This is a genomic window from Neisseria subflava, assembly GCF_003044935.1.
Classification (GTDB): domain Bacteria; phylum Pseudomonadota; class Gammaproteobacteria; order Burkholderiales; family Neisseriaceae; genus Neisseria; species Neisseria subflava_E.
Genome location: NZ_POXP01000001.1, coordinates 53,116 through 69,148 on the forward strand (window position 1 = coordinate 53,116; position 16,033 = coordinate 69,148).

At 47.5% G+C, this 16,033-nt stretch carries 16 protein-coding genes and 3 tRNA genes; 7 read left to right on the forward strand and 12 right to left on the reverse strand.

Going from position 1 to position 16,033, the window contains the following annotated elements:
* Positions 1-178 precede the first annotated feature (178 nt).
* From copM to DBY95_RS00280, 9 genes are all read right to left on the reverse strand, one after another.
* Positions 179-553 (reverse strand): CopM family metallochaperone, encoded by a 375-nt coding sequence (gene copM / locus DBY95_RS00240; protein ID WP_107722975.1) that lies wholly within the window; start codon positions 551-553, stop codon positions 179-181.
* A 229-nt stretch (positions 554-782) separates the two neighbouring features.
* Positions 783-2,528, reverse strand: a complete 1,746-nt coding sequence (locus tag DBY95_RS00245) for a DUF927 domain-containing protein (protein ID WP_107722976.1) — start codon at positions 2,526-2,528, stop codon at positions 783-785.
* Positions 2,525-3,625 carry a DUF7146 domain-containing protein gene (locus tag DBY95_RS00250; RefSeq protein WP_107722977.1) on the reverse strand — a complete coding sequence of 367 codons (1,101 nt, stop codon included), beginning with the start codon at positions 3,623-3,625 and terminating at the stop codon, positions 2,525-2,527. Before DBY95_RS00250 ends, DBY95_RS00245 begins: the two co-directional genes overlap by 4 nt.
* The gene (locus DBY95_RS00255; protein ID WP_049351938.1) at positions 3,622-3,837 is read right to left on the reverse strand and encodes a hypothetical protein; all 216 of its coding nucleotides are present in this window, start codon (positions 3,835-3,837) and stop codon (positions 3,622-3,624) included. Before DBY95_RS00255 ends, DBY95_RS00250 begins: the two co-directional genes overlap by 4 nt.
* A gap of 200 nt (positions 3,838-4,037) precedes the next feature.
* Positions 4,038-4,364, reverse strand: coding sequence for a hypothetical protein (locus tag DBY95_RS00260; protein WP_107722978.1), 327 nt, complete (start codon positions 4,362-4,364; stop codon positions 4,038-4,040).
* Between the two features lie 261 nt (positions 4,365-4,625).
* Complete coding sequence (locus tag DBY95_RS00265) at positions 4,626-4,832, reverse strand: helix-turn-helix transcriptional regulator (protein WP_107722979.1); 207 nt, start codon at positions 4,830-4,832, stop codon at positions 4,626-4,628.
* A 97-nt stretch (positions 4,833-4,929) separates the two neighbouring features.
* Positions 4,930-5,868 (reverse strand): hypothetical protein, encoded by a 939-nt coding sequence (locus DBY95_RS00270; protein WP_107722980.1) that lies wholly within the window; start codon positions 5,866-5,868, stop codon positions 4,930-4,932.
* 185 nt (positions 5,869-6,053) lie between these two features.
* Positions 6,054-7,295 carry a tyrosine-type recombinase/integrase gene (locus DBY95_RS00275; protein ID WP_107722981.1) on the reverse strand — a complete coding sequence of 414 codons (1,242 nt, stop codon included), beginning with the start codon at positions 7,293-7,295 and terminating at the stop codon, positions 6,054-6,056.
* A 197-nt stretch (positions 7,296-7,492) separates the two neighbouring features.
* A tRNA-Leu gene (locus tag DBY95_RS00280) sits at positions 7,493-7,577 on the reverse strand.
* A gap of 161 nt (positions 7,578-7,738) precedes the next feature.
* On the opposite strand from DBY95_RS00280, the gene DBY95_RS00285 reads away from it, so the two are divergent.
* The 4 genes from DBY95_RS00285 to DBY95_RS00300 all read left to right on the forward strand — a co-directional run bounded on the left by DBY95_RS00285 (position 7,739) and on the right by DBY95_RS00300 (position 9,301).
* Positions 7,739-8,404, forward strand: a complete 666-nt coding sequence (locus DBY95_RS00285; RefSeq protein ID WP_199903841.1) for a hypothetical protein — start codon at positions 7,739-7,741, stop codon at positions 8,402-8,404.
* Positions 8,397-8,990 carry a GTP cyclohydrolase II gene (gene ribA / locus DBY95_RS00290; RefSeq protein ID WP_107722983.1) on the forward strand — a complete coding sequence of 198 codons (594 nt, stop codon included), beginning with the start codon at positions 8,397-8,399 and terminating at the stop codon, positions 8,988-8,990. Before DBY95_RS00285 ends, ribA begins: the two co-directional genes overlap by 8 nt.
* A gap of 125 nt (positions 8,991-9,115) precedes the next feature.
* Positions 9,116-9,191: transfer RNA gene (locus tag DBY95_RS00295), tRNA-Val, on the forward strand.
* Positions 9,192-9,224: 33 nt separating this feature from the next.
* Positions 9,225-9,301, forward strand: a tRNA-Asp gene (locus tag DBY95_RS00300).
* 190 nt (positions 9,302-9,491) lie between these two features.
* Here the strand turns inward: DBY95_RS00300 and parE are convergent.
* Positions 9,492-11,477, reverse strand: a complete 1,986-nt coding sequence (gene parE / locus DBY95_RS00305; RefSeq protein ID WP_070583358.1) for a DNA topoisomerase IV subunit B — start codon at positions 11,475-11,477, stop codon at positions 9,492-9,494.
* A gap of 68 nt (positions 11,478-11,545) precedes the next feature.
* Complete coding sequence (locus DBY95_RS00310; protein WP_004520487.1) at positions 11,546-12,082, reverse strand: RNA pyrophosphohydrolase; 537 nt, start codon at positions 12,080-12,082, stop codon at positions 11,546-11,548.
* Positions 12,083-12,410: 328 nt separating this feature from the next.
* On the opposite strand from DBY95_RS00310, the gene DBY95_RS00320 reads away from it, so the two are divergent.
* The 3 genes from DBY95_RS00320 (at position 12,411) to DBY95_RS00330 (ending at position 15,301) form a co-directional block, all read left to right on the forward strand.
* The gene (locus DBY95_RS00320; RefSeq protein WP_107722984.1) at positions 12,411-13,550 is read left to right on the forward strand and encodes a polyamine ABC transporter substrate-binding protein; all 1,140 of its coding nucleotides are present in this window, start codon (positions 12,411-12,413) and stop codon (positions 13,548-13,550) included.
* Between the two features lie 107 nt (positions 13,551-13,657).
* Positions 13,658-13,930, forward strand: a complete 273-nt coding sequence (locus DBY95_RS00325; protein ID WP_003680574.1) for an ACT domain-containing protein — start codon at positions 13,658-13,660, stop codon at positions 13,928-13,930.
* 15 nt (positions 13,931-13,945) lie between these two features.
* Complete coding sequence (locus DBY95_RS00330) at positions 13,946-15,301, forward strand: PFL family protein (protein ID WP_036493871.1); 1,356 nt, start codon at positions 13,946-13,948, stop codon at positions 15,299-15,301.
* A 97-nt stretch (positions 15,302-15,398) separates the two neighbouring features.
* Here the strand turns inward: DBY95_RS00330 and DBY95_RS00335 are convergent, their stop codons facing one another.
* Complete coding sequence (locus DBY95_RS00335; protein WP_107722985.1) at positions 15,399-15,878, reverse strand: DUF4410 domain-containing protein; 480 nt, start codon at positions 15,876-15,878, stop codon at positions 15,399-15,401.
* Between the last annotated feature and the right edge of the window lie 155 nt (positions 15,879-16,033).

Here is a 16,033-nt window from a genome sequence, read left to right on the forward strand (position 1 = left end):
GAAATTATTTATTCCACTGCCTGCTTTTTGGGTAGATATGGCGTAAATAGGCTAAAATTGCGCTGTAAGCGTGTTTCATTGATTGGGTAGCAACTGTATTTTTGCCAGACGGGGTGAAAAATACAGTTGCTACACCTTGGTTTTAAAGAACGCGGTTAGCGAGGATGCAGGCTACGGCTTACTTTTTTTTGTTGTGTGCTTTAAGCCATTTTTGCATTTGTTCAATTTCCGCTTGTTGTGCGTTAATAATATCCTCAGCAAGCTTACGCATCTCAGGATCTTTTCCGTATTTTAATTCAACTTCCGCCATTTTTACTGCGCCAATATGGTGTGGCAGCATACCTGCTGCAAAAGCAACATCAGGGTCTTTATATTGCGCAGCAGCCATCATGTCTTGATTCATTTGATTCATACCTTGCATTAATTCTTGTTGCATTGCAGAACCTGTCGACATTTGCATATTCATGTGTGCTTGATGCGGTTGTTCATTAGCTTGGGCATAATTTGAAATTGCAATAGCGCTAAGTGTGATAAAAGTCATAAGTTTTTTCATGTTTTTCGCCTATGTGATAACTAAAGGAACACAAATCATACACTTTGACCTAGGGTTAAAGTCAATATTTATTTCGATACACAAGGGTTGGTATAAGGAAAGGGGCAAACAGTCCTAATTTTTGAAATTTAGGGGCTTCCTGTTGATTTTATGCTTTCTTGGTTGGTCTGTCTGAATGTTTGGACGTAAAAAAGCCCGCCATTGTCGGTAATAGCGGGCTTGCTCTTGGTTATTCGTCAAAGTCGGGCGGGGCTTCTCCCATCAAAACATAGAATCGGCTTGCACTGCCGTTACGTTTGCGCTGGTGTTGCCATCTGCCGTTGTCGGCTTTTTTTAACCATTCGTGATTATGTAGGACTTCACACGCTTTGCGCGGACTATATCCCTTACATACTTCATTTTCAAAGGTTACGGGGACTATCCAATACTCATTTATGCTCCCCTCCTGTTTCCGATAACCTGCGTGATTTTGGTTTGTTGTTTGGGCGTTCCAGTCTGAAAAGCGCATTGACAGTGCGTTAACGTCCATAAAGGCGATCACTTGTTCAATGATTCGGCGGTCTTCGCGGTTTCCTGTGCCGTTTTCTTCAAGCCATTCGTTGAAACACTGCCTTACTCCTGCCTCTCCTGCTCCTTGTCTTATGCCGGTAATAGGGGCGGCATATTCCAAGACGGCGGCCAAAAGGGCGAAGCGGCGGGCGATTCTTCGCGCCTGTCCCTCCATTGGTGGCAAGGTCTCAAGGAATTGGGTGCGGCTGGCTTCTACGGCTTGGGCGGCGGCTTCTTTTCCGTCTTTAAGGATTTGGCGGATAAGGGCGCGGCCTGCTGTTCCTCGCTGCTTGGCTGTGGCTTGGTTGATATGCTCCGACAGTTTCGCGCCATCTGCAAAGCCGTGCAACGTGTCGTAAATGCCATATCTTGCCTCTGCCTGTATGTCAGGTAACCTAACATGATTACCCGCTTTCCATTGGGCGCGGTCTCCTATTAGGCTCTCTGGGTTTATTTCGCCGGTCGAAAGTATCAGATTGCGCCATGTTTTCTGCCGGCGGTTGCCGCCATCTTTTGCGCCTTGTGTTTTTGACACGCCGTTGATAACGCTATAAACCATTTGCGGGATTTTTCGCGGGTCGGCTGATTGCCCGATTTCATCTAACACCAGCAAGCCATCATTGCGGGCTAAAGCTAAATTCTGCAAGCCAAGCGGGGTAGTATCCCAATTTCCTTTAGTGGTTTCAGGGTCGCCCCATACGCTCAAGGCAAGCCGCGCGGCGGTTGTTTTGCCTTTTGAGGAATCGCCCGCCAAATGGAAACCGCCTCCTTCTTCGTTCAAAAGTGCCAAGAATGGCGCGGCCATGCTTAAACCTAAAGCAAGGCATAGGCGGCTATTGTTCTCTGCGTATCGCGCTGCCTGCTCCTGCCATTCCTTGAGGCTGCCTTTTTCTGTGTAACCGTCTTTTTGGCTGGTGTCTCCGTTGTATAGAATGTTTGTGCCGTCTGCATTAACGGCTTCCCCGCCTGCCAGTATGTAGGCGTCCCCGTTCCAACCGGCGCGGTCGGTAATGGTAAAGGCTATCGGGCTTCCCTCTTTCTGCAAATAGTCTGCCAGTCTTTCCCTTTTTGCCCGTCCGCTCATGATGACTAGGCCGAAATTCTGCAAACGCTGCCAGCCTTGAACTGTGCCGATTTCTGCTTGTGGTAGGGCGGCGGTCTTTTGTTGGCGTGTGATTTTGTCTTTAAACTTGATAATCCGATAATACGCGCCGTCATTGTCTTGCCCCGTGCCTATGATGTCGATAGGGTCGGAAAGGAATTGCGGCTCTGATTCGATAATATCGCCGTCTTTATCGGTTCTAACGTTTACCCACCATACGCCCTGATTATCGATTTCAAAGTGAGGGCGCGGGCGGAATAGCTCGATATTCTCAAGGTTGTAATCGTTAGGGCTTTCCTGCTTCGCTGTTTCGGTATTTTTCATGCTGTCTGTCCTCCGGAATGATTGTCTGATTGCTTTTTCTCGTTCAGTTCGTCCAGTGCGTCATAGCCCGGCGTTTTGCTTTGCCATATACTCGCCTTGATTCCCTGCTTAATGGCTCGCATTGCCAAGTCATAAGCGGCTCTGTAACCAACGGGGCGGGGCGTGTCGTTATCGGCAATAATCACAATCTCTTTTATACCGTTCAAAAAGTGAAAATTTGCCAAGCTGTTTGCGCTCAAGGCCGCGCATAAGCCCCAATCGTAAGCCTTGTACAATTCACGGGCGGCAAGGGCGGTTTCTATGCCCTCTGCAATGACAAGACGGCCATTTTCAGGAATCGGGAACAGGTGGACGGCTTGCCCCGATATACTGCCTTTCTTGCGGCTTCTCATTTTCTTGGCCGGTAATGTTTCGCCTGTTACAGGGCCTTTGATTGCCAGTTTCTGGTAGCGCGGGGCGTGTAGTCCGTCCTCTCCGCATGGCTTGTCATAGCTAGGCTGTAAATAGGTTAGGTGTAAGCCTTGTAGCTCTTCGTCCATATCGCGGATAGCGCAAACCATACAGGGGAAACTACCAAGCAACAGCGGCTTATCTTCGCCTGTTGTCCAATAGTCTTTTTCAGGTAGGAAACGGACGTTTTCGGGTAAATGCGCCATGTCCAAACCGCGTGATTTCAAATACTGGATAACAGGGGAATCGGGGCGGATAGGTTCTGTGCTTCTCCACAATGCGGCCAGTTCCTCGATTTGGTCTTTTTCGGGGCGTGGTTGCGCTTGTGGGCGTGTTGGCGGTATCGGCAAAGGGTTTGCATTGTCCATGCCTAAAATGCCTGAAACCTGCTTTAAGGCCGTCTGAAAATCACACCCGAAAAAGTGCATTACCAAGCCGAAACCATCGCCCGCGCCGTTGTTGTAATGGCTGCAAATGAATGTGCCGTTTCCGTCCTTGTCGTCATATCTGAAACGGTCTTTCCCTCCACACGCGGGGCAGGGCTGGTGTTTGTTTTTCAGGTATCGCGGGTCTATGCCTAATGCGGCGTGTATTTCCGGCCAGCGGTATTGCGCGACGGCTTTAATGTCTTGGTATGTTGGTTTCATTGCTCTGCCTCCTCTGATACTGGTTCTAAAACAATTCCGGCGGTCGGGTCGGTTTCCCATATTGCGGGCGTTTCCTGCTCTAGTTGCTCCGTGTCGGCGTGGGCGGGCTGGTTACAGGCTCGGACTACCAAAGCCAAAAGCAACACCCAAAACACCAGCAAGGCGCGGTTAAGATACCGGCGGAAACGGTCGGATTTATTGGTCTGTTTCATGGTTTTATCCTTTGCTCTGCCTCCAGTGTTTCAAAACATGAATCTAATAAAATCAATTAGTTATGAAAACACTAGGGCGAAGTTTGCCCTATGCCGTCTGAAATAGGCGGCATAAAGGCGGGTAAATTTCAGGGAATAGGTGGGCTTAACCGGCGTGGGTTACGCTGTAAACAGCCCATTCTTTCAGGTCGTCTGAATCGTCAGGGCGCGGGATGGGGTCGGTTTTGAATATATCCCTCAAGCTCGGATGACAAATCGAAAGATTCCAAGTTTTCCGCATGGGGGACTAGGGTTTGAATGACTGTGGCAAGGCGTGCCGTGCTTCTGATCGCACTTATGGGGGCGTTGTGGACGGGATGGGCGGCCATGTTGTCGCAAATGGTGTCGATGATTGCGCCCGTATTGGCGATAAATTCGCCGCCGTAATACAGCGCGTCCATGATGCGGTTTGCCAGCTCTAAAGGGATGGTTACCGTTTGGGATTGATTTTGAATGGTTTGGATTTGGGTAGAAGTGCAAGATTGCATTTGAAATGCTCCTAGTTAAATTGAGATTTGAGAAATGCCCGAAATAAGGGGGCGGTGCTCTCTCCTGTAACTAGTCAGGCGTGGACGTTGCCGTTACCACACACCGCCATAAACTTTGATATGCCGTCCAAAGCCTGTAAATAGGCTTCAAACGCCATAAGAGAAAATGGCGATAAAAAATCAGCGCTACCCTGCTGATTTTGTCTAAAGGGATAGATTCCCGTTGATTCTTCGCGCGCGCGCGTATTGTTCAGAAAACTCCTACTCTTCGCGTTTGGCGGCCAGTTTGTTGAGATACTCTTCAATCTCACTGGAAAGCCAGCCGGTAATATTGTCTGAAAGTTTGATAGGCTTAGGAAAATCAGGGCGGTGATGGCGGCTCTTAGGGTTTACCCAATTCCAAACAGTCGCTCGTGAAACGCCCATAACGCGGGCGGTATCGTTTACTCGTAATACAGTGTTATTCATTGGTTGCCTTTCTTATAACGGGTTAGATGACAAGCAAAAGAATAGCCGCCTCTGTGGGCGGCTTGTCCTATATAGGATTGCATAAAACCTAATTAGGTTATTGTGAAAGACGGTCGATACCTTGCTTAATATATTTTGCTAATGTGTCTCCAGTGGGGGGCTTGCCTAGTTTATCGGCTTGTCTTTCCCACTCTTGGATAATAGTTTCTGCTGCCTCGTATGGTTTACTGCAATCGGTTTTTGTATAGATAGCGGAAAGTGCCACAATAATTTCAGCTTGTTTATTTTCAGTGCGTTTGCTGATAGATTTTTGTATCTTCATTTTTTCGCTCAATACTTCTTTTAGCTCATTAAAACTCTTACTTGTAAGGCGTAAGGTATCAGTAGTAACCGTTATACTCCATTTATTACTCTCTAAAAAATCTCTATCTGGGTATCTAGGTCGAAACCGATAGTCTTCTACTCTAGTAAAATCGGCTAATGCCTCATTTGGAATGTATTGAAAAAACCAGCCCTCAGTTTTCAAGTCTGTAATGTATGGTAACCCTGCTATTTGTCCGTAATTTTCATTTTCTACATCAATTACTTCCTGTGGTGTTTTACATTCTATCAGTTTTGTTCCAGAAGCTAGTTTGGGGATTCTTACAGTATAGTTTTCAAAAGCCGGATTAATGCCAAGATGCTGTAAACCCTCTGGGGCTGCCTCAATATGCTCCCCATTAATGTCTAATAGATATGGGCATACGCTAACTTTAGCTGATTTTTTAATTTCAATTTCTTGCATTGTGGTGCTGTGAATTGGTGCGAAATAACCTTTAAATAAATAACATTCAATAATTAAGGGATTATCAATATTTGGGAAATAACGTTCTGCCAAGCTCCTTTTAAAAAATCTCATTGTAGATGCTTGTATGCAAAATTCAGTTAATCCGATAGCCCCATAATGGATAATATCATTAACTTCAAAGCTATCATTAAGCTGTTTACTTAATTCATTAGCTGCATCTTTTAAGGTGTAATATGCTCGCCATGCCATTTTTACGGTCTCCTGCATAAATACAAATATTGGTAACCAGTGGTAACCAGTTGGTAACCAGTAAATTTACGTTAACTGGTTACCGCTTTTTCTTTGTATTTATATTTATATTCATATAGTTATATTTGTAAAGTTTTGTGGTAACCAGAGTAACCAGTATATTTACTCACGCGCATAGGGAATTTTTAACCCGTCTTGTCTTTTTGAATCATCTGTAATGCCTGGTTGTATCGCTCCCGTAAATAGTCGCTATACCATTGCATAAACTCGATACGCTGGGGCATATAATCGGCTTGGTAGGCGTATGAATCCTTTATCTTGTTTTCTTCAACGTGGGCAAGCTGTGTTTCAATCGCGCCGCCGTTGAAGTTGTTTTCATAAAGCAAACTACTTGCTACTGCTCTGAAGCCGTGTGGCGTGGCCTTGCCTTTATAGCCTAGTTTCTCGTTAATGATTTTTCCTAGTGTGTTCTCACTGATATGGCGGTTTACGTTGGTTCTACTTGGAAACATAAACCGGCTATGCCCTGTCAGCGTGTGTAACTCTTGAAGTAGCTCTATTGCCCAATCAGAAAGAGGCACACATAAAGCGGGCTTTGGCTTCATCTTTTCGTGCTTCATTCTTTCGGCGGGAATAATCCAACGCTTGTTTTTAAAGTCCACTTCTTCCCACTGGCCGCCGCGTAATTCGTTATTTCTCACAAACACCAGCATGATCAGCATGATGGCAATTTTGTTTTGCCGCTCTATATTGTTTGCCAGTATCAGGCGGCGGTAAAACTCCGGCAATTCTTCACGGGGCAGGGCGGGTTTGTGTTTGGTGGGTAAGTTGGGAATGTGATTTTTCAACAGGCGGGCGGGGTTGTTTTCTGATATTTCCAGCATGGCGGAATAGTCAAAAACTGCTCCTATCCAGCCCCTGATTTTGTCGGCGGTATCAGTAACGCCCCTTGCCATAATGTCATCAAGCAAGTTTTTGATATGGGTTACCTTGATTTCATTAACGGGGATTTCTCCAATGACTGGGAAAACGTCATTTTTCAAATAACGCATGATCCGCTCGGCGTGATGTTCTTTCCAGCGGGGCAAATTGTCCTCGTACCATTGCTTGGCTAAATGCTCAAAAGTATTTAGCAAGGCGGCTTGTCGGGCTGCTTTGGCTTCTTGCTTGGCTTTGTTGGGGTCTTGCCCTTGTGCAATCATGCGGCGGGCGTTTTCGGCGGCTTGGCGGGCTTCTACCAGTGAAACGGTAGGATATTTCCCGATAGTTAAATCTTTCTCTTTGCCATCTATACGGTATCTCATGCGGAATATTTTTCCGCCCGCTGGTGTAACTTCAAGATACAGGCTATTTCCGTCAAATAACTTGATTTTCTTTCCAGTGTCAGCCGGTTTGGCGGCTTTGATTTGGCGGTCGTTTAGTGGCATTTGTGGGTATGCTTTACAGTGGTTTTGGCTGTCCCCTGAATCATACCCACATTTTGTGCTTTACTCAATTAAATGGTATTGGGGGTATTTAGACACTTGGCAAGGGGTATATTGGCCTGAAAGCCTTGCCAGTATTGAATCTTGATTACTATGTTAGATTTGATTAGACGAAAAAAAAGCCCCTAAAAGGGGTTGGGTGGTGCGGACGGAGAGACTCGAACTCTCACACCTCGCGGCGCCAGAACCTAAATCTGGTGCGTCTACCAATTTCGCCACGTCCGCACTAATTTGAACCGTGGATTATACACAAGATTAATGGGGGCGCAAAGTCTTGTTTGCTTGAATTTTTCGGTTTATCCCTTATATAATGATTTATTCCGGCCGTCTGAAAGCAGGGTTTGTTTTCAGACGGCCTCAACTTTACTATTGGTGAGGAAGGGCAGATGCCTGCTTTATTGATTAAAGATTTTTTGCAGACGCAAGGTTTGAAGTTGCCTGCGGATGAGATACATGTTGCTTATTTGACTGCCCAGGCTGTGATTAAAATGGGCAATGCTTCTGTTGAGCGTTCGATTTTGTGGCCGTCTGAAGACGGTTGGCAGTTGGCAGATTATGTTGATGCCGAACATGAATTGTTGCTGAAACAGATTTTTATGGCTTTGGATTCGGTTGCCGAGCGCACCGAGCATTTGAAAAGTGCAGCGGTTTATACAGCGTTTCCGAAAGATGGCGCGTTGTCGCTGGTTCGACTGAGCCGTTGGGGCGTACCGTTGGAAAATGTGATTCCAATCGACGAGCAGGCCGGACAGGCTTTTTTGGCTGTGCGTACGGCGCAAAGCGGTTGGATGAATGTTTGTCAGAATGTGGAGTATTGGCAGGAAATTGGTGAATTGTCGGCCGAACGCAATCATCCCGGCTTGAGCCAGATTTCAGTTCCTGTCTGTATGCCCAGCGGTGCGGTTTTGGGTGTAGTGCATGCCGAGTTTGATGTCAAAGACGGTGCGCCTGATGAAGTATTGGTGTCTTGGATTGCCCTTGCATTAGCCTTGGCGGAACCTTTGAAAAACCTCTTGGGCGTGGCTGAAAACGAGGAAGCGGAAAATGAGTAACGCGTTGAAGTTTGTCGCGTCATGCCGTTTGCCTACGGAATGGGGCGAATTTACCATGCACGGTTTTGAAGAAGAGAGTGGTCAGGAGCATGTCGCATTGACGATGGGCAATGTTTCAGACGGCCTGCCTGTGTTGTCGCGTATTCATTCCGAGTGCTTAACCGGCGATGCTTTATTTTCGGTAAAATGTGATTGCGGTCCTCAGCTTCAAGCAGCGATGCAAGCCATTCAGAAAGAAGGGCGTGGCGTTATCGTATATTTGCGCCAAGAAGGCAGGGGCATTGGTTTGATAAACAAAATCCGTGCTTATCGTCTGCAAGATCAGGGCTTGGATACGGTTGAAGCCAATGTAGCGCTCGGCCTTCCTGTTGATGCGCGCGACTTCACTTTAGCCAAGCAGATTTATGATTATCTGCATATTCGTGAGGTCAGATTGTTGACCAATAATCCTGAAAAAATCCAAACGTTGAAAGATTCCGGTATTAATGTGGTCGAACGGATTGCATTGCATGTCGGCGAAAATGTGGAAAATGAGCGTTATCTGCATACTAAAGCGGATAAATTGGGACATTTGATTTTCGATTGATGGATAGGCATAACGGTAATTTTTGCGGTTAAATAAAATATTCTATATTCTTTCAATGGGATATATTTTTATTTAAATAAAAACCTTGCGCATGGCCTAATTTTTTGATTTAATGACGGCTTATCGGGTGATTAGCTCAGTTGGTAGAGCGTCTGCCTTACAAGCAGAATGTCGGCGGTTCGACTCCGTCATCACCCACCAAGTTTCTTTTTCATTGTCTTTGACAGTGGATGCGCGGTGGTAGCTCAGTTGGTTAGAGTACCGGCCTGTCACGCCGGGGGTCGCGGGTTCGAGCCCCGTCCGCCGCGCCATTATTTAAAAAGCGCTGATTATATCAGTGCTTTTTTATTTGTCTTAAAGACACAATTAAGTTGTGAAAATAGAAACAGGTAAGTAACAGGATATTGAAATACTGTTTAATCTTAATTTCTGATGATTTTAAAAAAGGCCGTTTGAAATTTTTAAAGTTTCAGACGGCCTTTAGTCTATTGAAACAATAGATTAGATATCCAATTCTGCCGTATCGCCCTCTTTTTCCATCCATGCGCGGCGGGCGGCGGCTTCGCCTTTGCCCATCAGTTTGACGAAGATGTCGCGTGTTTCGTCATCCGCGCCTTCGGGGATTTGTACCTGCAACAGGCGGCGGGTGTCGGGGTGCATGGTGGTGTCTTTGAGCTGGTCGGGGTTCATCTCGCCCAAGCCTTTGAAACGGCTGATGGAATAAGCAGTTTCTTTAACACCTTCTTTTTGTAATCGCTCCAAAATGCTGTCGAGTTCGTTTTGGTCGAGGGCGTAGAATTTGCGGGCAGGTTTGCTTTTGCCTTGTGCGTTGACATCGACGCGGAACAGCGGCGGCTGGGCGACGTAGATGTGTCCGTCGTCGACCAGTTTCGGGAAGTGGCGGTAGAACAGGGTCAGCAGCAAAACTTGAATATGAGAGCCGTCCACGTCGGCATCGGACAAGATGGCGATTTTGCCGTAGCGCAGGCCGCTTAAATCGGGATTGTCGTTGATGCCGTGCGGATCGACGCCGATGGCGACGGAAATGTCGTGGATTTCGGCGTTGCCGAAAAGCTGGTCGGGGTGGACTTCGAAGCTGTTGAGCACTTTGCCACGCAGGGGCAGGATGGCCTGCGTGGCTTTGTCGCGGGCGAGTTTGGCGGAGCCGCCGGCGGAATCGCCTTCAACGAGGAAGAGTTCGTTTTCGCGGATGTCTTCGCTTTCGCAGTCGGTCAGTTTGCCGGGCAGGACGGCGACGCCGCTGCCTTTTTTCTTTTCGATTTTCTTAACCGAACGCATCCGCGCCTGTGCCTGACGGATGGCGAGTTCGGCGATTTTTTTGCCGAAGTCCACGTTTTGGTTCAGCCACAATTCCAAAGGGTCGCCCGATACGGCGGCAACGAGTTTCAACGCGTCGCGGTTGGTCAGTTTGTCTTTGGTCTGACCTTGGAACTGCGGGTCGAGGACACGGGCGGAGAGGACGAAGGCGGTTTTGCCGAACACGTCGTCGCTTTGTATTTTTACGCCGCGCGGTAGGAGGTTGTGCAGATTGATGAAATTGTTGACGGCGTTGAACACGGCTTGTTTCAAGCCTGCTTCGTGCGTGCCGCCTAGCGGGGTGGGAATGAGGTTGACATAGCTTTCGTTGGCACACGAGCCTTCTTCCAGCCAAGTCAGGGCAAACGCAGCACCTTCGCCGATACTGAAATCGCCGTTGTGGCCGTCTGAAATGTAGTTTTCGCAAGAGAAGATAGGCACAGCTTCTTGCGCATCGGCAATCAGGTCGGTCAGATAGCTTTTCAGGCCGTCCGGGTAGTGCCAAGTTTGGGTGTATGCTTCGTCTTCGCCTTTAACCGGACGGGTTAGGGAAACGCGTACACCTGGCAATAAGACGGCTTTGGCGCGCAGCAGGCGTTCGAGTTCGGGAATGCTGTAATTCGGACTTTCAAAATATTTGCCGTCCGGCCATACGCGCACTTCGGTGCCGCTGTCTTTGACGGCGCATTTGCCCACTTCAGTCAATGGCTCAATGACGTCGCCACCGGAAAAGACGATGCGGTGGACTTTGCCTTCGCGTTTGACCGTTACTTCAAGGCGGGTGGAAAGGGCGTTAGTAACAGATACGCCGACACCGTGCAGACCACCTGAAAAGGCATAGGCGCTGCCGCCGTCTTTTTTGTTGAACTTGCCGCCTGCGTGCAGACGGGTAAACACGAGTTCGACTACGGGTACGCCTTCTTCGGGGTGCAGGCCGACGGGAATGCCGCGGCCGTTATCACGGACGGAAAGCGAACCGTCTTCATGAATTTGTACGTCAATTTCAGTAGCGAAACCACCCAACGCCTCGTCCGCCGCGTTATCAATCACTTCCTGACAGATATGGGTCGGGCTGTCGGTACGGGTGTACATGCCGGGACGTTCTTTGACCGGCTCCAAGCCTTTGAGGACGGTAATGCTGGATTCGCTGTATTGATTGTTTTTAGCCATAGGAATAATGTAAAGGCCGTCTGAAAGGATGAAAAACAACGCTTTCAGACGGCCTGAAAGCGTTTGGGTTATAGGTTTTCTATTGGATTGCGCCGGATAAAGTCTTCATAGCTTTCTATGCCGCGCAAGAAACGGGAGAGTTCGGTCAATGCATCCAAATACACGCCGCGCTTGAAATCGATGACTTCGTCAACCGGAGCCCAGTATTGGTGCCAGCGCCAGCCGTCAAATTCAGGATGATGGCAGGCGCGGAGGTTGACGTCGCTGTCGCGGCCGACCAAACGCAAAAGATACCAAATCTGTTTTTGTCCGCGATACGAACCGCGCCATTCGCGGCGCACCCAGTGGCTGGGAACGTCATAACGCAACCAGTCGCGCGTACGGCCAACGATTTTGATGTGTTGCGGCAACAGGCCGACTTCTTCGTACAATTCGCGGTACATGGCGGTCTCAGGGCTTTCGCCCGGCTTGATGCCGCCTTGCGGAAACTGCCATGAATGTTCGCGTACGCGTTTGCCCCAAAAGACTTCGTTACGCTCGTTAATCAGGATAATACCGACATTGGGGCGATAGCCTTCTCTGTCTAACACGGTGTCGCCCTTCATTAAATTCAATCGTGCAATTTTCCCACAAATTGGGCGGTTTTGACAAATCTTGAGGCCGTCTGAATAAGCCCACAGTTTTTTCCAGACGGCATGAAACCGTTTCTGAAAAAATGTTGTTTATGAATAAAACCATAGCTTCAGGCCGTCTGAAAAGGGAGAATTTTTTCTGCTTTAAGGTCTTGCATTCAAAAGCTTTTTGCCGTTTAATGCAAACCTTGCTGAATCAAGGGCAAAGGACACATGCCGGCCGCCCCCACAGTTTCCCTTTTGTAAGTGGCATCTGCCACCGCTGCAATATTTTTACCCCCCGAACAAAAGGTCTGAAACCATGAAAAAATCTTTGATGGCGGCGGCAATCTTGAGCCTCGTCTTGACTGCGTGTAGCGGCGGACAAGGAACCGCCGCAGAATCTTCCGCATCTCAAACTTCCTCTTCCCAAACCGATAAACTCAATATCTACAACTGGTCGGATTATGTCGATCCTGCCACGTTGTCTGCGTTTGAAAAAAATACGAATATCAACGTCCGCTACGATTACTACGATAGCAACGAAGCGCTGGAAGCCAAGCTGCTGACCGGCAAGTCGGGTTATGACCTGGTTGCGCCTTCTATTGCCAATGTCGGTCGTCAGATTAAAGCCGGCGCGTATCAAAAAATCGACAAATCGCAAATTCCCAATTACGCCAATATCGATCCCGATTTGTTGAAAATGATGGAAACCGTCGATCCGGGCAACGAATATGCCGTCCCTTATTTCTGGGGCATCAATACGCTGGCGATCAACAAACAGCAGGTTCAAAAGGCTTTGGGTACGGATAAGCTGCCTGAAAACGAATGGGATTTGGTGTTTAACCCTGAATACACCCAAAAATTGAAATCCTGCGGCATCAGCTATTTCGACAGCGCCATCGAGCAGATTCCTTTGGCTTTGCATTATTTGGGCAAAGATCCGAACAGCGAAAACCCTGACGACATCAAAGCCGCCGTCGATATGATGAAAAAAGTGCGTCCCGACATCAAACGCTTTACCTCGTCGGGCTATATCGACGATATGGCTGCCGGTAATCTTTGTGTATCGGTAGGCTACGGCGGCGACCTCAATATTGCCAAAACCCGTGCCAAAGAAGCCGGAAACGGCGTCGAAGTCGAAGTATTGGCGCCGAAAAGCGGCGTCGGTATTTGGGTGGATTCGCTGATGATTCCGCGTGATGCGCAAAATGTGGCCAATGCACACAAATACATCAATCACACGCTCAATCCGGAAACAGCGGCCAAAAACGGCAACTATGTGACTTATGCTCCGGCCAGCCGTCCGGCGCGTGATTTGATGGATGAAAAATATACCTCTGACGAATCGATTTTCCCAAGTAAAGAATTGATGGAAAAAAGTTTCATTGTCTCTCCCAAATCAACCGATGCGAGCAAACTCAGCGTTCGCCTGTGGCAGGCTTTAAAAGCAGGGCGATAATTAAAATTGAAATTTGAATACTCAGGCCGTCTGAAACAGTTTTTCAGACGGCCTGAGTGTTATAATTGTCAACACTTTTCAAATATCCTATGAGGAGAAACAGCGTTATGAACAATTCAGTCATCACCGTCATCGGTAAAGACCGTGTGGGCATTGTGTACGACGTTTCCAAAATTTTAGCGGAAAACCAAATCAATATTCTCAACATCAGCCAACAGCTGATGGATGATTTTTTTACCATGATTATTTTGGTGGATACTTCAAAATGCACCAAATCGCGTCAAGAGGTTTTGGATTTGTTTGCGGAAGAGAGCAAAAAACTTGCGCTTGATATCCGTATGCAAAACGAAGAAATTTTCCAAGCCATGCACCGTATTTAAGTCGGAGGAAGAGCCATGAGTATTCAATCCGGCGAGATTTTAGAAACCGTCAAAATGGTGGCCGACCAGAATTTTGACGTGCGCACCATTACCATCGGCATTGATTTGCACGACTGCATCAGCAGCGATATCAATGTATTGAACCAAAACATTTACAACAAAATTACCACAGTCGGCAAAGACTTGGTGGCAACGGCAAAATATCTGTCTGCCAAATACGGTGTACCGATTGTGAATCAGCGCATTTCCGTTACGCCGATTGCCCAAATCGCCGCGGCCACCCATGCTGATTCTTACGTCAGCGTGGCGCAAACTTTGGATAAGGCTGCCAAAGCGATAGGCGTGTCTTTTATTGGCGGCTTTTCCGCGTTGGTGCAAAAAGGTATGTCGCCTTCGGATGAGGTGTTGATTCGTTCCATTCCCGAAGCGATGAAGACTACCGATATCGTGTGCAGCTCCATCAATATCGGCAGCACGCGTGCCGGTATCAATATGGATGCAGTTAAGCTGGCAGGCGAAACCATCAAACGCACGGCTGAAATCACGCCCGAAGGTTTCGGCTGCGCCAAAATCGTCGTGTTCTGCAATGCAGTGGAAGACAACCCATTTATGGCGGGCGCGTTTCACGGTTCGGGCGAAGCGGATGCCGTTATCAATGTCGGCGTTTCCGGCCCGGGTGTCGTAAAAGCCGCGTTGGAAAATTCAGATGCAACGACGTTGACCGAAGTTGCGGAAGTAGTGAAGAAAACTGCTTTCAAAATTACCCGCGTGGGCGAACTTATCGGCCGCGAAGCCTCAAAAATGCTGAATATCCCGTTTGGTATTCTCGATTTATCGTTGGCACCAACCCCCGCCGTCGGCGACTCGGTGGCACGCATTCTTGAAGAGATGGGTTTGAGCGTCTGCGGTACGCACGGTACGACAGCGGCATTGGCCTTGCTGAATGATGCCGTGAAAAAAGGCGGCATGATGGCTTCCAGTGCGGTCGGCGGTTTGAGCGGTGCGTTTATCCCTGTTTCGGAAGACGAGGGCATGATTGCGGCTGCTGAAGCCGGTGTGCTGACACTGGACAAACTCGAAGCCATGACCGCTGTCTGCTCCGTTGGTTTGGACATGATTGCCGTTCCCGGCGATACGCCTGCTCATACCATTTCCGGCATCATTGCTGACGAAGCCGCCATCGGCATGATCAACAGCAAAACCACTGCCGTGCGCATTATTCCGGTAACCGGCAAAACCGTCGGCGACAGCGTCGAGTTCGGCGGCTTGTTGGGCTACGCGCCTGTTATGCCGGTCAAAGAAGGTTCGTGCGAAGTGTTCGTCAACCGAGGCGGCAGAATCCCGGCTCCGGTTCAATCGATGAAAAACTGATTGGATTGATGAATAAAAAGGCCGTCTGAAATTGATTTTCAGACGGCCTTTTATTTATAGCTATTTGGTAAAACGTTTTTAGAAAATAATATCTTGATTATTTCCCTTTTTTCAAAATACCGGATTCTGCAATTTTTTTGGCAATGTCTTTAGCTGATCTTTTCAGAACATCTTTGCTATTTCCTCCAAATACTCCCATTGCCAACATACCGTCAGTTTGAATATTACCGACAATTTTTCCGCTTTCTTTATCAACCAGTGTTGTAACGATTTTTGACGTTGCTTTGCCTGCGCCAAAGCCCACCCAATAACGCAGAGCACGGTTTCCTTCATTAAAGTTTTCGATATTGATATTAATATCTAAGTCGTCACCTACGGTATAACCGAGAGCGGTTAATTCATTGTTCAAGTATTGGATAAAAAGTGCGCGTGTTTCGGATGGGATATGATCTTGAGAAAGATCACGAATAGTGTAGCTATGGTAGCTTTTTTCTTTTTGTCCGAAATCAACAGTGCTGGTTGTTGAACAAGCAGATAAAGCAAAGGCTAATGCCGTTAGTGTGAGTAGTTTTTTCATGGTAAAAAGTTCTCTTTTTTAATTGATAAAATGCTTAAGTTTAAGCAAATCGAATTATCAATCATTTTTACTTTTCTTTCAATTTATTATGCTTATATATTAAGGTAATTCAAAGTTTAGCTTTATATAAACAACAAAAGGCCGTCTGAAATTTC